This window comes from Pseudomonas sp. C2.3V (assembly GCF_058536325.1).
This window is the reverse complement of the sequence record NZ_JBZUBN010000001.1, coordinates 2,172,833-2,192,869: the sequence shown is the minus strand read 5'-3', so window position 1 is coordinate 2,192,869 and position 20,037 is coordinate 2,172,833. Positions and strand designations below refer to the sequence as shown.

The following is a 20,037-nucleotide window of genomic DNA, read 5'->3' as shown; positions in this document are numbered from 1 at the left end:
TAAATGGCGAAACCAAAGAAAACGCGCTCGCGCAAACCGGCGGCCTTTATCAATGACCCGTTGTGGTACAAGGATGCGGTCATCTATCAGGTTCACGTGAAGTCGTTTTACGATTCCAACAACGACGGAATCGGTGACTTCCCTGGCCTGATCGATAAGCTCGACTACATTGCTGGCCTGGGCGTCAACACCATTTGGATACTGCCGTTCTACCCGTCGCCGCGCCGCGATGACGGGTACGATATCTCCGAATACCGTGGAGTGCATCCGGATTACGGCACCATGGCGGATGCCAAGCGCTTTATTGCCGAGGCGCACAAAAGGGGATTGCGGGTCATCACTGAGCTGGTAATCAACCATACCTCTAGCGATCACCCTTGGTTTCAGCGTGCACGCAAGGCGAAGAAAGGGTCTTCGGCGCGTAACTTTTATGTCTGGTCAGATGATGACAAGAAGTACGACGGTACGCGGATCATCTTTCTGGATACCGAAAAGTCCAACTGGACGTGGGATCCCGTCGCTGAGCAGTATTACTGGCACCGATTCTACTCGCACCAGCCTGACTTGAACTTTGATAACCCTCAGGTCATGAAAGCGGTGATCTCGATCATGCGCTACTGGCTGGACATGGGCGTCGATGGCCTGCGTCTGGATGCCATTCCCTATCTGGTGGAGCGTGACGGCACCAATAACGAAAACCTGCCCGAAACCCATGCGGTACTTAAGCAGATTCGTGCCGAGATCGATGCGAATTACCCGGACCGGATGTTGCTGGCGGAAGCCAATCAGTGGCCGGAAGATACGCAGCAGTACTTTGGCGAAGGTGACGAGTGCCACATGGCGTTCCACTTTCCGCTGATGCCTCGCATGTATATGGCTATTGCCCAGGAAGACCGCTTTCCTATCAGCGATATCCTGCGTCAGACCCCTGAAATCCCAGCGAACTGTCAATGGTCGATCTTTTTGCGCAACCATGACGAACTGACGCTTGAAATGGTGACTGACCGGGAACGGGATTATCTGTGGAATTTTTACGCCTCGGACCGGCGCGCGCGCATCAATCTGGGGATTCGTCGTCGCCTGGCACCGCTCCTCGAGCGGGATCGTCGGCGGATCGAACTGCTCAATAGCCTGCTTCTCTCCATGCCAGGTACGCCTACGATGTACTACGGCGATGAAATCGGCATGGGCGACAATATCCACCTAGGCGACCGAGACGGCGTACGTACGCCGATGCAATGGTCGGTCGACCGCAATGGTGGCTTCTCCCGTGCCGACCCGGCCAGCCTCGTGCTACCGGTGGTAATGGACCCGCTATATGGCTATCAGTCGATCAACGTAGAGTCACAGGCGCGCGATCCTCATTCGCTGCTGAACTGGACGCGCCGCATGCTGGCCGTGCGCAAGCAACAGAAAGCCTTTGGTCGCGGCACCATGAAGATGCTCCGGCCAACCAACCGCCGTATTCTGGCGTATTTGCGTGACTACACTACGCCCGAAGGCGAGCACGAGACCATTCTCTGTGTTGCCAACGTGTCGCGTGCTGCCCAGGCCGTCGAACTGGATCTGTCATCCATGGCAGGCAAGGTGCCCGTGGAAATGCTGGGAGGCAGTGCCTTTCCGCCCATTGGCCAACTGCCTTACATGCTGACACTTCAGCCGTACGGATTTTATTGGTTCTACCTCGCAGGCAATGAACAGATGCCTGCGTGGCACTCCGAGCCTCCAGAAACCATGCCTGACTTCCAAACGCTCGTCATCAAAAAGAATCTGCAAGAGTTGCTCAGCGGTACGCCGCGCAAGGCTCTTGAGCAGGAAATCCTGCCGCTGTATCTGCCCAAGCGCCGCTGGTTCGGTAGCAAGGACGAGGCGATCCAGCAGGTCACCCTTATGTACGCTGTGGAAATTCCAACGCCGAAATTCCCCGTGCTGTTCATGGAAGTCTGCGTGAAAAATGCCAAGGGGCAGGAACATTATGCCTTGCCGTTGGGCTTCCTGGCCGAGAGTGACCAGCATTGCAGTCCGTTGGCTACCCAGTTGGCGATGTCCCGCATTCGCCATGTTCGCAACGTAGGTCTGGTTACCGATGCCTTTACGCTGACCAGCTTTGTGCATGGGGTGTTCAAGGCCTTCAAGGATCAGGCCGTACTGAAGTCCCCTGCAGGTGAAATCCGCTTCCAGCCGTACATGGATGTCGAGAACTTTACTACAACCGATGAAACTGAAATTCGGCACATGGGTGTAGAGCAGTCCAACAGTTCGCTCATTGTAGGCGACAAGTACATGCTCAAGCTGATCCGGAAGGTAGCTACAGGTATTCACCCTGAAGTCGAAATGGGTCGGTTCCTGACGGACAAAGGCTTTGCCAACATGGCGCCCTTGCTGGGTGAGGTAACACGCTACAACAAAGAGGGGACACCCAATGTGCTCATGCTGGTGCAGCCTCAGATCCATAACCAGGGGGATGCCTGGAAGTGGACGCTGGACAAGCTGGACCAGGTAACCCGTGACATGTTGGAGGCAGGTCTGTCAGAGGTGGAGAACGAGTTCACTGCCATGTCCGATCTGGAAAACTTTGCCGCCATTCTGGGGCAGCGCCTGGGTGAAATGCACACCTTGCTTGCCCAGGACACCGATGACGCTGCGTTTGCACCCGAGAAGATCGATGCAGACTCCGCGCGTACGTTTGCTCACCGTGTACGGGAGCAGGTTGACGCTGCGCTGGATACGCTTGAGAACAAACGCGCCTCCCTGGATAGCGCCAGCACCCAGCACCTCGACAAGTTGGTGTCTCAGCGCAAGGAACTTGGCGAGCGTATCGAAGCCCTTGCCGAAGACGTAGCGGGTGGCTTGCGCATCCGTGTTCACGGAGATTTGCACCTTGGGCAAGTCCTGGTGTCTCAGGACGATGCCTACCTGATCGACTTTGAAGGTGAGCCTGCCCGTTCGCTGGACGAGCGTCGTGCCAAGTACGGTCCGCACAAGGACGTGGCAGGTCTGCTGCGATCCTTTGACTATGCGGCGGCCATGCTCACCATGAGCAGTAACAGTGGTGCCGATACGTCGGAAGAGGCAATGCGTCAACGGCGACAGGCAGCAGAGACCTATCGCACAACGGCTTACGCGGCCTTCCTCAAGGCTTATCGTGAGGCTGCTGCCGGTATCGCCCATGAGTGGAGCGAGCGTGGTGAGCAGGCAGCGCTGGATCTCTATACGCTAGAGAAAGCCGTTTATGAAATTGGTTATGAAGCGGCCAATCGGCCTAACTGGATCAACATTCCGCTGCGCGGCGTAGCCGCTATTGTGGATTCGCTCATTTCGGGAGCAAAAGGATGACTCAAGCCGTAGCACCCCAGAACCACCAACCAGACTACGCCCAGCTGTCTGCTCCAGAGGCGGACGCGCTGGCTCGCGGAGAACATGGCAACCCGTTTGCCATCTTGGGGCCTCACCCGGATGGTACCGGGTTTCTGGTTCGTGCCTTTTTACCCAATGCGCTGGGTGTCGAGCTGGTCGAGCGTGAGAGCGGTCGCCACTTGGCCCATATGGAAGCCGGGCAGATTCCCGGGCTGTTTTATGCCCGCCTGGACTATCAGGCAACGTATTTCTTCAGGATCCGCTGGCCCAGTGGCGTACAGGAGACAGAAGACCCTTACAGCTTTGGTACACTGTTGGGCGATGTCGATATCTACCTGATCAATGAGGGTAAGCATCGTCAGCTAGGCCAATGCCTGGGTGCTCAAGCGATGACCATCGATGGTGTTCAGGGTGTACGCTTTGCTGTGTGGGCACCCAATGCACGTCGGGTTTCAGTAGTGGGTAACTTCAATACCTGGGACGGTCGCCGTCACCCAATGCGCCTACGGCACGGTGCAGGGGTGTGGGAATTGTTTATCCCCCGCGTCAGGCCGGGTGATTCATACAAGTACGAAATCCTTGGTCAGCATGGGTTATTGCCCCTAAAAGCTGACCCAGTCGCCTTGGCAACGGAGTTACCGCCGTGCACCGCCTCGGTAGTGGCTGATCCGGCTCCGTTCGAGTGGCATGATGATGATTGGATGGCGCAGCGCAAGGAGCGCCAGTCTGTTCATGCGCCGTTCTCGGTGTACGAGCTGCACTCTACCTCATGGCGTCGTGACGGTGGCGACGATGGTCGTATCTTGAATTGGCGGGAGCTGGCTGAACAGCTGATTCCCTATATTCAGGAGATGGGCTTTACTCATATCGAGCTATTGCCTGTGATGGAGCACCCGTTCAGTGGATCATGGGGCTATCAGCCACTGTCGCAGTTCGCTCCAACCTCTCGTCATGGCACGCCGGCTGATTTCGCAGCCTTCGTAGATGCCTGCCATCAGGCGCACATCGGTGTGATTCTCGACTGGGTGCCCGCGCATTTCCCGACGGATCCCCATGGGCTGGCGCGTTTCGACGGTACAGCACTCTATGAGTACGAGCATCCTTTCGAAGGTTTCCATCAGGATTGGAACACTTACATCTATAACCTTGGGCGCAATGAAGTACACGGATTCATGCTGTCGTCTGCGCTGCATTGGCTCAAGCATTTCCATATAGACGGCCTGCGTGTGGATGCGGTCGCATCCATGCTGTACCGCGATTATTCCCGCAAGCAGGGCGAGTGGATTCCCAATAAATATGGCGGCCGCGAGAACCTCGAGACAATCGATTTTCTCCGCCATTTGAACGATGTGGTGCATGAAGAAGCGCCCGGTGCGTTGATGATTGCAGAGGAGTCCACCGCATGGCCTGGTGTCAGCAAGCCTACCTCCGAGGGCGGTCTTGGGTTCTCCTACAAGTGGAACATGGGCTGGATGCATGACACGCTGCATTACATCGAGCGTGATCCGATCTACCGCCGTTACGACCATCACAACATGACCTTCGGTATGGTATACGCCTATTCCGAGCGTTTTGTTCTTCCCATTTCCCATGATGAAGTCGTGCATGGCAAAGGGTCTTTGCTGAACAAGATGCCCGGTGACAATTGGCAGAAGTTTGCCAACCTGCGTGCGTACCTGTCCTTTATGTGGACGCATCCGGGCAAGAAGCTCCTGTTCATGGGGTCCGAGATCGGTCAATGGCGTGAATGGAGCCACGACCGCGAACTGGACTGGTTCCTGCTGCAGCATCAGAACCACCAGGGTGTACAAAAGCTGGTAGCGGATCTGAACCGGTTATACCGGGCAGAGCCCATGCTGCACGAGCATGACTGCGAACCGGAAGGCTTCCAGTGGCTGGTAGGTGATGATTCTGCCAACAGTGTATTTGCCTGGTTGCGTTTCGACTCACAGAAACGGCCTCTGCTGGTTGTTGGAAACTTCACACCGGTACCGCGTTATGACTATCGTATAGGCGTGCCTGAAGGGGGACAGTGGTTAGAACTCTTCAATAGCGACAGCGATATTTACGGCGGTAGTGGTGTTGGCAATGGTGGTGCCGTTACGGCAGATGAAACCTCTAGCCATGGCCAGCCAGCTTCTTTGAATCTGAAGTTGCCGCCATTGGGTGTCGTTATCCTGAGACCTGGCACCCGGCCCGAGCATTGATCGGGAGACAGCAAAAGAAAACGGCGCTTAACGCGCCGTTTTTCTTGCGTTTTTTGACTGGTGAAAGAGGCTGATATTTTACTGCTATCGGGGTTGTTAAGCGGCTGTTTGCATCATTCACGTTTTATTGACACGCTATGGGTTCTACTAATGCAGTAGCACCGGATCAGGGTCTTTATAGGTAATCAGGGAGGACTCATATGGTAGATCTGGCAGAGTGGAATCTGACAATTCCCGAGCCATCCAATCCTGTCGTTATTGAGACCAACGTACTCAATCGCAACTACCGCAGTGATTACTTTTATCGTACTCCCGATGGTAGCGTGACCCTCTGGGCTCCCGTAACAGGACGTTACGCGCCGGAACTCAATTATCCCAGTACTGAGCTTCGGGAAACACGCCCAGATGGCAGTGAATACAATTGGAAATACGAAGACTCCGTCAGCCTGATGCAGGCTGACCTGCGCGTTAATCAAGTGCCTTCCAGTGGCAAGATGATTATCGGACAGATCCGTACGGTGGGAGATAGTCAGGGTACACCGGATTCAGCATTGATCAGCCTGCGTTATCGTCTGGACCCCACCATGGAGGGGAAAACGCCTGTCACTGGACAGGTTGAGGCCTTGATTCGTACCAAGCCGGACACCCTCAAGATTCCGCCACAAATTCTGCTACGCAATATTCCATTGGACGGTCCGTTCAGTTATGAATTGCGCTTGAGTCGGACCGGCGTGCTGAGCGTAAGGCTTTTTACACATGGGCGCGGAAACGGGGAGCTGTCCGTGCAATTGGATCAGCGCTGGGCAAGTTACCACCTTTACTTTAAGGCGGGCGCTTATGTGGAGGACAAGGAAGGACCTTCTACTGAAGGGGGTAAGGTGACCTTCAACCGATTGATCACCATGCATCAACCCAACAACCGATAAGGACTCGGCAGCCCGTTAGGCTGCCGGACCTTTGGCCTGTGCCTGTTCGTCCTGTTTTTCCATCTTGGCCTCGTTTCGCGCCCGGATTTTCTTGGCACGACTTTCCATGAAGAAATACACAACGATGGCAATCAGCAGCGGAGCGATGAAATAGATGGCTCGGTAGGCAAGCAGTGCCGCGATGATGTACGACTGATCTAGCTCATGGCCCATGAAGGCTACGAATACTGCTTCCAACACTCCGATGCCCGCAGGAATATGCGTGATGACACCGGCAAAACTGCTGATGAGCAGAACGCCCAGCACAAACACATAATCCATCTTCTGTCCGAGCAGCACATAGATAATGGCACCCATTGCCATCCAGTTGATGGACGACACCACAAGCTGAATACAGGCCATACGCAGGGAAGGTAAATTAAGGTTTTGCCCTTTGATGGTCCATGAGCGACGCTTGGAAAACTGGCAGAACAGCAGGTAGACGGCAATAAAGGTGACAAGGCCGATGCCTATCATCCGTAGCGTCATATTGCCGATGTACCAGTGTGGCGGAATCTTCACCAGCCCTGCTGTAAAAATAATCCCTGCCAATAGGATGTAGCCCAGCCAGTTAGTCGCCAGGCTTAGGCTGAAGATACGGGTAATGGTGCCGCTTTCCAGACCCAGGCGAGAATAGAGTCTGTACCGCAAGCCAATGCCGCCTACCCATGTACTGAGCGTAAGAGTAAAGGCATAACAGATAAACGACACGATCATCACCTGCCGTTTGCCTAGTTTGTGCCTGCAGTAGGCTCGCCCGATCAGGTCATAAAAGCCATACATGATATAACTGACCACAACCAGACCCACGGCCATGAGGATAGCGGTCCAGCCATACTGGCGAATGGAATGCCAGACCTGCACCCAGTTCACCTGCCGGGCATACATCACGAGTAGAACAGTAACGGCAATGAAAAAAGCGTAGGTCAGAAGCCTCTTGGCGATCGGCCACACTTTACCTTTGGGAGAAGGTTTCGACTTCACGGAGGCATCCTGAGAGTGCCTTAGAGTGGCGGTCATGTATGAGTCCTCGCACGTTCCGGATCTGCTACATCGGATCGTTCAAGATGCGATTGAGCGGGCGGTTCGACCAACGCTATTTTAGGGGTGTGTGCCGGTAACCAGCCTACCCAGGCAGGGAAGTGCCGAAGGAAGTGAAACACCAGCATAGTTTTGGCCAGGTGCCAGATGGTCTTGCGCGGCACCTTGGTCATGTCCACATGCTGACAATGCTGCGCCATGAGTTGTTCGAGCCGACCACGCAAGACCTGATTAAAGGCTCGGTCATGGAAGATGAGATTGGATTCGAGGTTAAGAGAAAGACTTAAAGGGTCCAGGTTGCTGGAGCCTACCGTAGCCCAATAATCGTCCATCAGCGCCACCTTGCCATGCAGAGGGCGGCGGCAATATTCGTAGACTTCGACGCCCTCAGGTACAAGGTAGTTGTAAAGCATCCGTGCACCGACCTTCACGATCGGCATATCCGGTTCGCCCTGGACGATCAGTCTGACCTTCACGCCACGCCGGGCCGCGTCTCGCAGCTCACGCAACAGGCGGTAACCGGGAAAGAAATAGGCATTGGCAATGATGATTTCACGCTTGGCGCTTCGCATCATCTCGATATAGTGCTGCTCGATATCCGTACGATGCTCATCGTTGTCTCGATAAACGAACAGCGCCTGTGCATCACCGGGGAAGTCGTTGCGAGCAGGCTCATTGCGGCGTCGACCCCACCAACGACGAGGCTCTTCGCTATTGCCCAGAGCCTCGAGACTAAAGCGATGAATATCGGCTACGATAGGACCTTCGACTTCTACTGCGTAGTCCTGCTTGGCCGTAGGACCAAAATCGCCCAGATGATCAGCAGAAAAATTGATGCCTCCAACAAAAGCGATTTCAGCATCAATGACAACGATCTTGCGATGAAGACGGCGGAAGAGGTTAGTCCTACGCCCCATGAAGAGGGGGCGCGGATCGTAAAAGCGGAAGCGAACACCGGCAAGCACGAGTTTATCAAGGAAGTCCTTGGTCAATTCCGCCGAACCGTAGCCATCCACCGTGACCTCAACGCGTACGCCACGCCGGGCTGCTTCTATCAATACACGGTGTAGCTCATTGCCTACCTTGTCTTCAAACAGAATGAAGGTTTCCAGCAGGATTTCCCGCTTGGCCTGGGAGATGGCTTCAAATACCCGGGGAAAGTATTCTTCACCATTCTCCAGGAGCTCAATTCGATTGCCGTCTCGCCATTGCGGGTTCATACACACAACTCCACAGCCAGCGGGGCATGATCGGACAGGTGAGACCAAGGGCGGTTGGATAAGACTTCAGGGGTACGCACCGTGAGGTTGCGTGTGTAGATCCGGTCCAATCGCAACATAGGCATACGCGCTGGGAATGTCTTGGCGTGTTGCCCGTTGGCGTTCAGAAACGCTTCCTCAAGTCCTGCGCCCGCCTTGAGCACATCGCTGGCGCGTTGGCGCCAATCGTTGAAGTCACCTGCAACAACCAGCGGCGCATCTTCCGGCAGATTTTCAATGAGCTTGCACATCAGTTTCAGCTGTTGCAGACGGTGGTTCTCTCTGAGCCCCAAATGACAACAGATCGCGTGGATATCAAAGTCATGATCCGGAACGCGCAACACACAATGCAGTAAGCCGCGCTTTTCCGGGCCGGTAATGGACACGTCAAGGTTCTGGTACGTCACGATCGGAAACTTGGACAGTACGGCGTTGCCATGGTGGCCATCCGGGTAGACCGCATTTCGCCCGTAGGCGAAATCGGTCCACATGGAATCAGCCAGAAACTCATACTGCGGCGCCGCTGGCCAGTTCTCGAAGCGCAACGGGTGCTTCTCGTGCGTACCTAACACTTCTTGCAGAAACACGAGATCAGCCGATGTCGTGCGCACCGCATCACGCAGCTCCGGCAAGATGAACTTGCGGTTGAAGGACGTAAAGCCCTTGTGCGTGTTGATAGTGAGGATCTTGAACGAGAAACCCTTTGTTGCGTTCGTCATGCTTGACGCTTCCTCCGTTTGGTTTGCTTGGTCAATTCGAACAACAGAAATGACCGTCCTGTTACTTGATAGACATCGCCAAACGCAAAGGTGTCGCCGGTTTCCAACAAATCAGGCTGATTGGTATCAACCTGCAAAACCCAGTGCTCACCTTGAGGCACTTCGGGCAGTGTGAAATCCACCATATCGTAATGAGCATTTACGATCATCAGAAGCGACGTATCAGAGCCGGCACGGCGAATCCCTGTAGGTTGCGCACGACCGTCAAGCAGAATGCCCATGCAGCGATTGCTGCCGTCCTGCCACTGTTCCATGCCCATTTCTTCACCGCTGGGCATTAACCAAGTCACATCCTTGATATCCAGCGCTTCGTTGTATACGCCAGTAAAGAAGCGGCTACGACGTAGTAACGGATACTTCATACGAAGCTCGATGAGTCGGCGCGTGAAGTCCTGAAGCTCAGCACTGCGCTCCTTGATATCCCAGTTTATCCAGCCGATTTCGCTGTCCTGGCAATAGGCGTTGTTATTGCCGCCTTGCGTCCGCGCGAACTCATCACCCGCCAACAGCATCGGTGTGCCTTGGGAGAAGAACAGGGTTGCCAGGAAATTACGCATCTGGCGGTAGCGCAGGTCAATGATTTCCGGATCGTCCGTTTCACCTTCTACGCCACAGTTCCAGGACAGGTTATTTGAATGGCCGTCGTTATTGCCCTCGCCATTGGCTTCGTTGTGCTTGTCGTTGTAGGACACTACATCGTTGAGGGTAAAGCCGTCGTGAGCAGTGACAAAGTTGACTGACGACGCCGGCTTGCGGCCACGCTGGTTGAATTGATCACCCGAGCCGAGAACGATCTTGGCAAAGTCGCCAAGTTTGTCGTCATCGCCTTTCCAGAAGGACCGTGCCGTATCGCGGAATTTATCGTTCCACTCCATCCAGCCGGGTGGGAAATTACCCACCTGATAGCCGCCTGGACCGCAGTCCCAGGGTTCGGCAACAAGCTTGAGCTGATTGAGTACCGGATCCTGACGGCAGGCATCGAGGAAACCGCCGCCTTCGTCGAAACCATGGGGTTCGCGGCCAAGAATGGTAGCAAGGTCAAAGCGGAAGCCATCCACACGCATCTCGGTTGCCCAATAGCGCAAGGAGTCAGTCACCATCTGCAATACGCAAGGGTGACTCATGTTGAGTGTATTACCCGTACCGGTATCGTTGATGTAATACCGGGGATTATCCGGCATCAGACGATAGTAACTGGCGTTATCGATCCCCTTGAGCGAGAGGGTCGGGCCCATCTCATTGCCTTCGGCTGTATGGTTGTAGACCACGTCGAGAATGACTTCAAGGCCGGCCTTGTGCATCCGCGCGACCATGATCTTGAACTCGCCGATGGATTGGCTGGCCATGTAGCGGGCATGAGGGGCAAAAAAGGCCAGGGTGTTATAACCCCAGAAATTACGCAGCCCTTTCTCAAGCAGATGGTTGTCATCCAGGAAGTAGTGGATGGGCATCAGCTCGACGGACGTCACACCTAGCGAACGGATGTAATCGACAACATCGCTTTCGTGGAACGCAGAGAACGTGCCGCGGGTGTTTTCCGGCACTGAAGGATGCTGCATGGTGAAACCACGGACATGGGTCTCGTAAAAGACAGTACGGTCCCACGGTACCTTGGGCTTCTCTGTAGTACCCCAGGTAAAGGCCGGATCGATCACGCGGCAGCGAGGCATATAAGGTGCACTGTCGCGTTCATCGAACGAAAGATCACCGTCAGGATGGCCAATGGTGTAACCAAACAACGCATCGTTCCACTCAAGCTCGCCTACGATCTGCTTGGCATAAGGATCGATCAGTAGCTTGTTGTGGTTGAAGCGATGGCCTGCCTCTGGCTCATAGGGGCCGTGTACGCGATAACCGTACAACGTCCCCGGACGTGCGTCAGGCAAGTAGCCGTGCCAGATCTCATTGGTGTACTCGGGCAGCTCAATGCGCTCGATCTCTTCAAGGGTATCCTGGTCAAACAGGCAAAGCTCAACCTTGGTAGCATGAGCCGAAAACAGGGCAAAGTTGACGCCGGAGCCGTCCCAGGTGGCTCCCAGGGGATAGGGCAGTCCTTCGCGAATGCGGGATGTCGTGCGGTTGACGAAAGCGTTTTGGGTCTTCTCAGAACTATCGCTAGGCTTGTTAGCGCTCATAGTAATCGACTCAGGTCTATGTCTTAGAGCTCAACCAGGTGCTGCCTGTATTGAGGTAACGGTACCGGCTCTATCTGGAGCGAGGTACTTTCAACCATCCGGTAACGTGATGTTTCCGGACCTTCTTGTACGTCATAGGTATAGAGGCTTCCGGATGCTGGCAGTTCCGAAAGGACGTGTGTCATGCCGGTTAGAGCGAAGCAGCGCAAGTTTCAATAAATAAATAGTTATTTTTATAAGGTTTCGTGTATAAGATTTGTAGAGTTATAAATTTCAGATTGAATTAAAAAGGCGGAAAAGAATGTTCATTCTTTTCCGCCATTTTTAATGGTGATCAATACAACTTAGTAACGAGTCGGAAGATCAACACCTTTTATTTGGAACCGCCCTTGCGGCCGGCTTCAGCTGCACGCTCACGGTCGTTGGCAAAGTTGCCTCCGCTATTACGGCCACCTTTACGTCCGGCTTCGGCCGCTCTTTCACGATCATTGGCAAAATTACCAGGATTGTTGTTCTTGGCAGTCATGAATTTACCCTCACGTTGGTTTCTGGAAATAGCAGTTATTACCGCTATTAACTGCTAACCCTTCACTGTATGGGATAGCCTCATGAGGCTACGGTTCACCCGCTAGAGCCCACGGCTGACGAGTGGTCCAGGCCTTTTTTGGATGCTCCTCCCTTGCTTAAATGGTAGGTTGAGAGCATTACCTGCAAATAGACGGCGCATGGTAAGACCTATTCATTTAAGCCTTAACTGATTAATTAAAATCCGCCGTGTGTGGATTGGCATTTAGTTGGCAGCAATTAGGCTCGGAAGTTAACCAGCCGTCTAGATCGCGTGGTTCAAACTCAATGCAGCTAGGCATCTTGGCAGGATTGTCACTTACGATCGGGTCAGGTTGAGGAACTTCAGGACGGTGTGCCATGGCATCAATTCTCATAGGATTAAATTTATACCCGAACACCTTGAATCGAGTGCTGGAATTGATACGCAGAGGGAAGGCTAGTTCCAGCCTTTTATCGGCCGTTGATAGTATCCGGATAAAAGGTATATGGCCTTTTGATATATAAGCAGAGCCACATATCAAAGAGAAAAAGTGTTTACCCCTTCTGCTAGTAGCAGAAGGGGTAGAGACATTAAGGCAGGACTTACTCTTTAGGTACGGCCTTGGCACGCGGAGCACGGGGCTTCTTGGGCGCTGCAGCGGCAGCTGTGGTTTTTTCGACCGGAGGCTTTTCAGTCTTGGGCTTGACGGCTTCCTTGACCTTTTCGACCGCTTTTTCGGCCAGCGAGGCAGCCTTGGGCTTGGTTGCACGAGGCTTCTTGGGCTTGGCTACAGGCGCTGCTGCAGTTTCAGGCGCTACACCTTGCTGCTGCTCGGCTTCATAGAGCTTGGTAGCCATTTCCCAATGGCGATGCTCTTGATGAGCAGGACGACCTTCGGACTCCCAAATCTGGTAGGCGAGCTGCTGAATGCGTTCGGTGCGTTGACTCATTATAATGTCTCTCCTTGTGACAGGTCTTGTGTAATCAATAAACCAAGAGGAAAGCTCGCAAGAAGCTCGCTTAATGAAAGTTCACTCTGTTTCACATGGACAGATGAATGGCTGAAAGTTTCCGTAAAAATTTGATCGATGAACTGTTTTGGCACTTTTACAGAGGTGTCCTGCCATGCTGATGCCTCAAAAGAGGGAGTAGGGTTCTCCCCAATGAAGCGCCAAACGCGCAGCGGTACAATAATGATAGCGGCCTTGCCCTGATACTCACGGGCGAATGCCAGTACGTGGCTCGCCTGTGCTCCCGAGACTTCCAGCGGTATGTACTGGCCCTTGAGAAACACATCCGCATGAGAGGTACGGGCCGCCAGGGTTCTTGCAATCACACTCTGCTTGACGCGGCCATCCTTCCAGCTAGAAAGCAGCTCTGCCGGGGCCTTGGCCTCTTTCAGCGCAGCGATGCGAGGCGGATAGTCCACCGGACGGCGGTTGTCAGGCTCGACCAGACTCAGATCCCAGAAGTCACATCCCTGATAGAGGTCCGGTACACCGGGTGCGGTCATTCTAAGCACCGCCTGGGTCATGCCGTTCAGCGCACCTGCGGGAGCGATACGGGCTACCGTCTCGACAATTTCCTTACGAAGTGCCGCGCCTTTTTCACCGGTGATCAATTGTTCCAGGAAATTACGGCACGCTGCTTCGTACTCGGTATTAGGCGTCCACCAGTCTGACTCAAGCTTCTCTTCACGTAAGGCTTTTTCCTGCCAGGGCAGGAGACGGTCCAGATACGCCTGAAGCCCCTGCTTGTCATCGGCTGCCAGATCAAGCGGCCAGCTGGCCAGCAGGGTTTGGTAGAGCATCAGCTCATCACCCGGGGTAGGGGCAGGCTTGTCAGCAAAGGTTCCCCGCAGCGTTGAACCCATCTCCAACCAGCGGGTTGCGGCCTGGGTATAGAGATCAGCCATTTCGGAGATGACCGCGAGGCGTGCTCGTGTGTCTTCGCCGCGTTTGTGGTCATGGGTCGCGGTAGTCAGCATGTTGCGTGGGAACTGCTCGGACCGCAGTTTGCTGCTTGCGTGGAATTCTTCGGTGCTCTGGCTGAAGTTCTGTGGGTCGAATCCCACATCGTTGCGCGAGAGCAGGGCGCCTGAGCGGTAACAGGAGGTGTCTTCCACGGCCTTGGCTGCAACGGGTGAAGTCAGCTGCTGGAACTTGGTAATGGCGCGACGCTGCTCGCGACGTGCCACGCTACCCACCGGCTGACGGCAGGGAGCCTTGCCACCCAACCATTCATGCAGCAGCTCCAGCACCGGTAGCTCAGCTTCGGAAAGATTGGGACGCGCGCCGTCTACGGCCTTCTGGAAGAACTTTTCATCCTCACCGGTAAAGCCGGCTGCGCTGGCGTAGGTGCGGTAAACCGGGAAGTAGGTAATCAGCTCAAGCAAGACGCGCCTAATGGAACCCAGGCTGATATCACGGGTACGCCAATTCTGCTGAGCCACTACATGCAAGGTATGCGCAGTGGATTCGAATTCACTGGCCAGTGCAGTAGTCACCACGAGGCGGCGCGCCTCACGAACTTCTTCCATGAAGTCGGCTGGGCGTCCGGTCTTTTCAGCCCAGAATTCGTTCAGAGGTTTTTCGCCGGCCGGATCATGCATAACCCCCGACACTTCGTTCATGAACTCATAGCCGGTGGTGCCGTCAATGCCCCAGTCGCCACGCAGGTGCTCGCCCTCGGCAAGGATCTTCTCCACATAAATGGGGAAGCCGCCTTCAGGCGTGCCGTTGGAACGGCTCTGGCAGATCGTATCGATCTGTCGACGCAGCTTGCGGCAATAGCCACGGGGATTGGCCAGACCGTCGATATGGTCCAGGCGCAGACCGTCGATCCAGCCTTCGCCGATCAGTCGGAAAATCATGGCATGCAGCGCGTCGAAGACCTCGGGGCGCTCCATGCGCAGGCCACCCAATTCGGTGATATCGAAGAAGCGGCGCCAATTGATATCGTCGGAAGCGGTACGCCAGCTTGCCAGACGGTAATGTTGACGCTCCAGCAGCGCATGCAAACGCTCGTGATTGGCCGCGTCGCTTGCATCGAAAGCTGCCAGGCATTGGTCCAGCGCTGCCTTGACTGCAGGGTTTTGACGAGCACTTTCTGCCAACTGGGTAACGGCCTCGTTGGCGCCTTCACGGTCACCCTCGCGGGCCTCGAACGCATCGGCAAACAGGCGCAACTCGGAGGCATCGCTTGCGCGTAGGATATCGGCGTAGGTAGGCGGTGAAATAGGGAAATGGTGCGCGTAGTACTCGACCCGGAAACCGTCTTTCTCATCAAATACCAGCTTCAACTCACCGGCCTGCAGGATGTCACCATAAGCGCCACCCAGGAAAGGCAGCAGTAGCTGACCATGCAACTCAGGGTCGGGGCTGTACCAGTTGATGTCGTAGAATTTGGCGTATGGGCTATGGCGTCCCCATTTGAGCACATCCAGCCACCACGCATTCTCCGATCCGCCCACGCTCATGTGGTTGGGTACAAAGTCGACGATCAGTCCCATGCCACGCTCGCGCAGACGGGCAACCAAACGGCGCAAGGCCTCTTCACCGCCCAATTCAGGATTGACGCGGGTAGGGTCCACAACGTCATAGCCGTGAACCGAGCCGGCTCTGGCCGTGGTGATGGGGGAGGCATAGATATGACTGATGCCCAGGTCGGCAAAATAATCGACCAGGGGAATGGCATCGTCCAGGGTAAAGTCCTTGTGAAACTGCAGGCGAACAGTCGCGCGCACTGGGCTCATGATGAGTGGCTCTCCGCTTCTTGACGGGCTGCCGCCAGTAACTGCAGGCGACGCTTGGGGGTTTCGTTATTGAGTAGGGTGCTGGCCTGATCCGGCCAGCGACGGCGCCAATTGGGGTGGCTATCGATGGTGCCGGGCAGGTTGGCTTGTTCTTCCAGGCCCAAGGCATCTTCAACCGGCAGGATAACCAGCGGTGCCGGTGTTTTACCGATATGGCTTATGCAGGCATCCACAGCCGCTTTGGCGCTATCAGGGCTGGTGTCTTTCAGGCCCAATGTCTTGGCCAGGCGCTGGCGATCCTCTGCACGATTCTGCTTTTCTTTTTCTTCGGTGGTGTCTTCCGCCAACTGTTCCAGCCGGGCCTGCCATTCGACATCACGCGCAATCCACCAGCCAGTCATGGTAGGAAGATCGTGCGTCGTGGTCATGGCGATGGAGGTATTGTTCCAATCTTCGATCTCTTTGAAGTTCTGGTCCTCGTCGCGCTCAAACATCAGCACTTGCATGCCCATGATGGACTTTTCCATCAGACGCTCACGAAACCCTTCCGGTACGGTGCCCAAGTCTTCACCCATGACAATACATTCGTTACGCCAGGACTCGATCGCCACCAGACGAAGCATGTCTTGAATGGGATAAGACAGATAGGCGCCATCGGCCGGTGAGGCGCCCTCGGGCACCAGCCACAGTCGTTGCAGACCCATCACATGGTCGATACGTACACCGCCTGCGTGGGCAAAATTCGCCTTGAGCATTTCAAGAAATGCCCGAAAGCCGTGGCGCTGCAAACCAGACGGCGAGAATGCAGAGATGCCCCAGCCCTGGCCGCGCTGGTTGAGCAGGTCGGGTGGTGCTCCAACGCTGACAGACGACAGCAGCTCTTCCTGCCGGCTCCAGGCCTGACTGCCGCCGCCATCTGCGCCTACGGCAATATCAGCAACAAGGCCGATTTTCATACCTGACGCTTGAGCAGCCTTTTGTGCGCTTTCCAGGCCGCGGGCGGCCAGCCACTGCGTGAACGCATAGAACTCCACGTCTTGTGCATGGGTTTCAGCAAACGTGGCGACAGCAGGATTTTGAGGGTCCTGATATTCCTTTGGCCAATGCTGCCAGCTGGGCGCCGCGGTGCCATGGGCAAAGGATGCGTGTAGCGCTTCGAACCGGCAGTGGTTCTCCAGCGCTTCGCCGCCCTGTTGACGGAAGGCCTTGAAATCGTCCTGTAACTCACCGCTTTTCACACGGAAGTCCATGAATAGCGCTCTAAGTACACGAAGGCGAGTCTTGGCCACGGCAGGCCAGTCGACCATTTCCAGCCCTTCCAGGCGGGACCATTCCTGCGCCAGCCCGGTTTTGTCCAACGCATGTTTGAGCGCTTCCTCACCTAGAATCGCGGCGGGTGAAGCATTCAGGATATTGAGAAACATCCGGCTGGAGGGCGAATAGGGGCTGTAACGGTTACCGTCGGCACTGAACATGGCATGCAGCGGGCTAATGGCAACCGCATGAGCGCCCAGCTTAGCTGCCGAGCAAACAAACTCTTCGAGCGCTTTCAGATCACCCAGGCCACCATCCCCGGGACGACGCAGGCTATACACCTGCACGGCCAAACCCCAGGTGCGCGGTTCGGGTTTACCCAGGGCATCGGCAATGCTGTAGCAGCGCTCGGGTGCAATCGCCAGGGTGACCTGCTGTTCGCCTATTTTCAGGGTGTGATAGCCCATGGTGTCGATGGGGGCGAGTTGGCCGTTACCGTCTACCTTGCCGGTCACGCTATTACCGGATTCAAGGGTAAGCGCATAGGTCTGTCCAGCCTTGAACTGACCTGTGCGGCCGACAGGCTTGTTGCAGTCCCCAGTAATGAGGGGAGGAAGGTTTTCGCTGTCTTCCAACTCATCCAGTTTCGCCAGGCTGGCCTTGATGTCCGCCTCCGAATCTGCGGGCAAGCCAAGTGCGGCGAGCAGACTACACAAGGCCTCATCCGATACCTGTTGAGGCGTGCCGTCGTAGGCGTCCCAGTGAATGGAGATGCCGGCTTTTTCTGCTAGTGCGTGCAGTTGGTCAGAATCGTTCATTGAGCATCCTCCAGCCAGGCGAGGGCGGTATGCCCAGCCAGTTGGCCTTGTTCGCGCTCGGAGAGACCGCTATCCGTGCTGGCGAAGAGCAGTCGACCCGGTTGCTTGGCATCGACAGAAACGGCTTGCTCGCTCAGGTTGATTTCCAACGTAAGGCGGGCACCATCACCCAGCGTCCAGCAGGCGGTGACCGCCTTTTCGCCTAACGCTTTAGCCTCTGCCGGACGAGCACCAGGCAGACGCGGAATAATCTCCTGATGGCGAATCTCTAGAAGCTTTTTGTATAGACCGACCCACAAGGCATGATCTGGCTGGTCCGCTTCTCCAAAATTGGGCTTCGAATCTTCAAAGGTGGTAATCGCATTAGGGTCCGGGATCTTTTCCCGGTTTTCCTCATGGGTGAAAAATTCGAAATCCTTGAACTCGTTGCGGCGACCGTCTCTTACCAGCTTGGCTAACTCTTCGTTATGACTGGTAAAGAACAGGAAGGGCTGCCGGCTACCCCATTCCTCACCAATGAAGAGCAGTGGAATCATGGGGCTGAGCAGCAAGAGAGTCGTAGCGGCTTTTAGAGCATTCTCTGGGGCGAGAAGGGTCAGGCGCTCACCGAGGGCACGGTTGCCAATCTGGTCGTGGTTCTGCAGGAAGATGACAAAGGCCGTTGGTTGCAGATGGCTGCTCGGCTCCCCGCGCCCCTTGCCGTGGCGAGTGTCTTCGCCCTGGTAGATAAAGCCCTCGCTCAGGCAACGAACCAGCTTGGCAGTGGCGTCTTGGGTGAAGTCCTGGTAGTACCCTTCGTTCTCACCGGTAATCATGGGATGAATCACATTGTGCCAGTCATCCGCCCACTGCCCATCGTAATGCACGCCGCCCAGAAGGGAAGCGGTGTTGTCCTCGTTTTCCAGAACGAGATGCACATGGCGGCCCGGCTCGACCGTTGAGCGAATCTCGTCAGCCATTTCCATCAGGAAACCCTTGTCTCCAATGGCGTGGACTGCATCGAAGCGCAGGCCATCAAAGCGATATTCCATCAGCCACATCAGGGCATTGTCCTTGAAGTAGCTACGTACGGCCTGTTGACGGAAATCAATGGCTGCACCCCAGGGCGTATGGATGTCTTCACGGAAAAACTTTTCGGCGTAGGCGTGCAGGTAGTTGCCGTCCGGGCCGAAGTGGTTGTAGACCACATCAAGGAACACCATAAGACCATGCTCATGGGCCGTATCGATCATGGCCTTGAGATCTTCAGGCGTGCCGTAGGAGGATTCCACGGCGTAGGGCAGCACACCGTCATAACCCCAGTTGCGACCGCCAGGGAATTCGCTCAGCGGCATCAGCTCGATGGCCGTGACCCCGAGTGCAGCCAGCTTAGGCAGAATATCTGCAACGCCTTTGAATCCACCCAGCGTACCGACATGGACTTCGTAGATAACGCTCTCGTGCCAGGGGCGGCCGCTCCATTGGGTATGACGCCATTCATAGGTATGCGGATCAATGACAATGCTGGCTTCATGTACGTCACCCGCCTGGGCCCGGGACGCAGGATCGGGAACCAGAAGGTCACCGATACGATAGCGGTAGCGTGTGCCGACACCACAGGCGGCTTCAGCACTAAACCAACCCCCATCGAGGGCTTGCATGGGAACAATCATGCCGCCATCGAGCACTACGTCGACAGCCGTGGCGCTGGGGGCCCAGAAACAGAATTGGGTACGATTGTCGGAGAGAAGAGTGGCGCCAGCCGTGCATTGCCAGGCGTAGCGGTTATTTTTGGACGGGCGTGACAAGTCCTTCATGCGTTCTGTCTCCCAGTGGAGGGCAGGGTAAGGCACGTGGGTGCAGGTTCGGTTTGTAGTGCGCGCTCCCGCCATGAAGGCGGGAGTGTTCTTTCTATGACCAGAAAGATGGCGCTAAAGTTGAA

General features: G+C 55.3%; 11 protein-coding genes and 1 pseudogene. 3 read left to right on the top strand and 9 right to left on the bottom strand.

What is annotated here, in order from left to right; genetic code table 11:
- Positions 1-3: 3 nt before the first annotated feature.
- The 3 genes from treS to AC4LF3_RS10200 all read left to right on the top strand — a co-directional run bounded on the left by treS (position 4) and on the right by AC4LF3_RS10200 (position 6,490).
- The gene (gene treS / locus AC4LF3_RS10210) at positions 4-3,336 is read left to right on the top strand and encodes a maltose alpha-D-glucosyltransferase (RefSeq protein WP_491835234.1); all 3,333 of its coding nucleotides are present in this window, start codon (positions 4-6) and stop codon (positions 3,334-3,336) included.
- Complete coding sequence (gene glgB, locus AC4LF3_RS10205) at positions 3,333-5,564, top strand: 1,4-alpha-glucan branching protein GlgB (RefSeq protein ID WP_491835233.1); 2,232 nt, start codon at positions 3,333-3,335, stop codon at positions 5,562-5,564. Before treS ends, glgB begins: the two co-directional genes overlap by 4 nt.
- A 200-nt stretch (positions 5,565-5,764) precedes the next feature.
- Positions 5,765-6,490, top strand: a complete 726-nt coding sequence (locus AC4LF3_RS10200) for a polysaccharide lyase family 7 protein (protein ID WP_491835232.1) — start codon at positions 5,765-5,767, stop codon at positions 6,488-6,490.
- Positions 6,491-6,505: 15 nt separating this feature from the next.
- Here the strand turns inward: AC4LF3_RS10200 and AC4LF3_RS10195 are convergent, their stop codons facing one another.
- From AC4LF3_RS10195 to treZ, 9 genes and pseudogenes are all read right to left on the bottom strand, one after another.
- Positions 6,506-7,513, bottom strand: coding sequence for a lysylphosphatidylglycerol synthase transmembrane domain-containing protein (locus AC4LF3_RS10195; RefSeq protein ID WP_150347349.1), 1,008 nt, complete (start codon positions 7,511-7,513; stop codon positions 6,506-6,508).
- 32 nt (positions 7,514-7,545) lie between these two features.
- On the bottom strand, positions 7,546-8,790 hold the full coding sequence (clsB, locus tag AC4LF3_RS10190) for a cardiolipin synthase ClsB (RefSeq protein WP_150347350.1): 1,245 nt from the start codon (positions 8,788-8,790) through the stop codon (positions 7,546-7,548).
- Complete coding sequence (locus tag AC4LF3_RS10185; protein WP_010798371.1) at positions 8,787-9,548, bottom strand: endonuclease/exonuclease/phosphatase family protein; 762 nt, start codon at positions 9,546-9,548, stop codon at positions 8,787-8,789. Before AC4LF3_RS10185 ends, clsB begins: the two co-directional genes overlap by 4 nt.
- Positions 9,545-11,743 carry a glycogen debranching protein GlgX gene (gene glgX / locus AC4LF3_RS10180; RefSeq protein ID WP_074826573.1) on the bottom strand — a complete coding sequence of 733 codons (2,199 nt, stop codon included), beginning with the start codon at positions 11,741-11,743 and terminating at the stop codon, positions 9,545-9,547. Before glgX ends, AC4LF3_RS10185 begins: the two co-directional genes overlap by 4 nt.
- 373 nt (positions 11,744-12,116) lie before the next feature.
- Positions 12,117-12,245 (bottom strand): annotated as a pseudogene (locus AC4LF3_RS10175) (con-10 family general stress protein); the annotation flags it as partial.
- A 647-nt stretch (positions 12,246-12,892) separates the two neighbouring features.
- Positions 12,893-13,240 (bottom strand): DUF2934 domain-containing protein, encoded by a 348-nt coding sequence (locus tag AC4LF3_RS10170; protein WP_491835231.1) that lies wholly within the window; start codon positions 13,238-13,240, stop codon positions 12,893-12,895.
- A complete protein-coding gene (gene treY / locus AC4LF3_RS10165; protein ID WP_491835230.1) occupies positions 13,240-16,044 on the bottom strand; it encodes a malto-oligosyltrehalose synthase in 2,805 nt (934 codons plus the stop codon). Before treY ends, AC4LF3_RS10170 begins: the two co-directional genes overlap by 1 nt.
- Positions 16,041-18,116: a 4-alpha-glucanotransferase gene (gene malQ / locus AC4LF3_RS10160; protein ID WP_150347354.1), complete on the bottom strand. Its 2,076-nt coding sequence runs from the start codon at positions 18,114-18,116 to the stop codon at positions 16,041-16,043. Before malQ ends, treY begins: the two co-directional genes overlap by 4 nt.
- A complete protein-coding gene (gene treZ, locus AC4LF3_RS10155) occupies positions 18,113-19,912 on the bottom strand; it encodes a malto-oligosyltrehalose trehalohydrolase (RefSeq protein WP_312270858.1) in 1,800 nt (599 codons plus the stop codon). Before treZ ends, malQ begins: the two co-directional genes overlap by 4 nt.
- Positions 19,913-20,037: the final 125 nt, after the last annotated feature.

Bases quoted from the DNA above. Each gene is read 5' to 3' on its own strand.
- treS (WP_491835234.1), top strand. From the start codon at position 4: ATGGCGAAACCAAAGAAAACGCGCTCGCGCAAACCGGCGGCCTTTATC.
- malQ (WP_150347354.1), bottom strand. From the start codon at position 18,116: ATGAACGATTCTGACCAACTGCACGCACTAGCAGAAAAAGCCGGCATC.
- AC4LF3_RS10200 (WP_491835232.1), top strand. From the start codon at position 5,765: ATGGTAGATCTGGCAGAGTGGAATCTGACAATTCCCGAGCCATCCAAT.
- treY (WP_491835230.1), bottom strand. From the start codon at position 16,044: ATGAGCCCAGTGCGCGCGACTGTTCGCCTGCAGTTTCACAAGGACTTT.
- clsB (WP_150347350.1), bottom strand. From the start codon at position 8,790: ATGAACCCGCAATGGCGAGACGGCAATCGAATTGAGCTCCTGGAGAAT.
- glgB (WP_491835233.1), top strand. From the start codon at position 3,333: ATGACTCAAGCCGTAGCACCCCAGAACCACCAACCAGACTACGCCCAG.
- treZ (WP_312270858.1), bottom strand. From the start codon at position 19,912: ATGAAGGACTTGTCACGCCCGTCCAAAAATAACCGCTACGCCTGGCAA.
- AC4LF3_RS10185 (WP_010798371.1), bottom strand. From the start codon at position 9,548: ATGACGAACGCAACAAAGGGTTTCTCGTTCAAGATCCTCACTATCAAC.
- AC4LF3_RS10170 (WP_491835231.1), bottom strand. From the start codon at position 13,240: ATGAGTCAACGCACCGAACGCATTCAGCAGCTCGCCTACCAGATTTGG.
- glgX (WP_074826573.1), bottom strand. From the start codon at position 11,743: ATGAGCGCTAACAAGCCTAGCGATAGTTCTGAGAAGACCCAAAACGCT.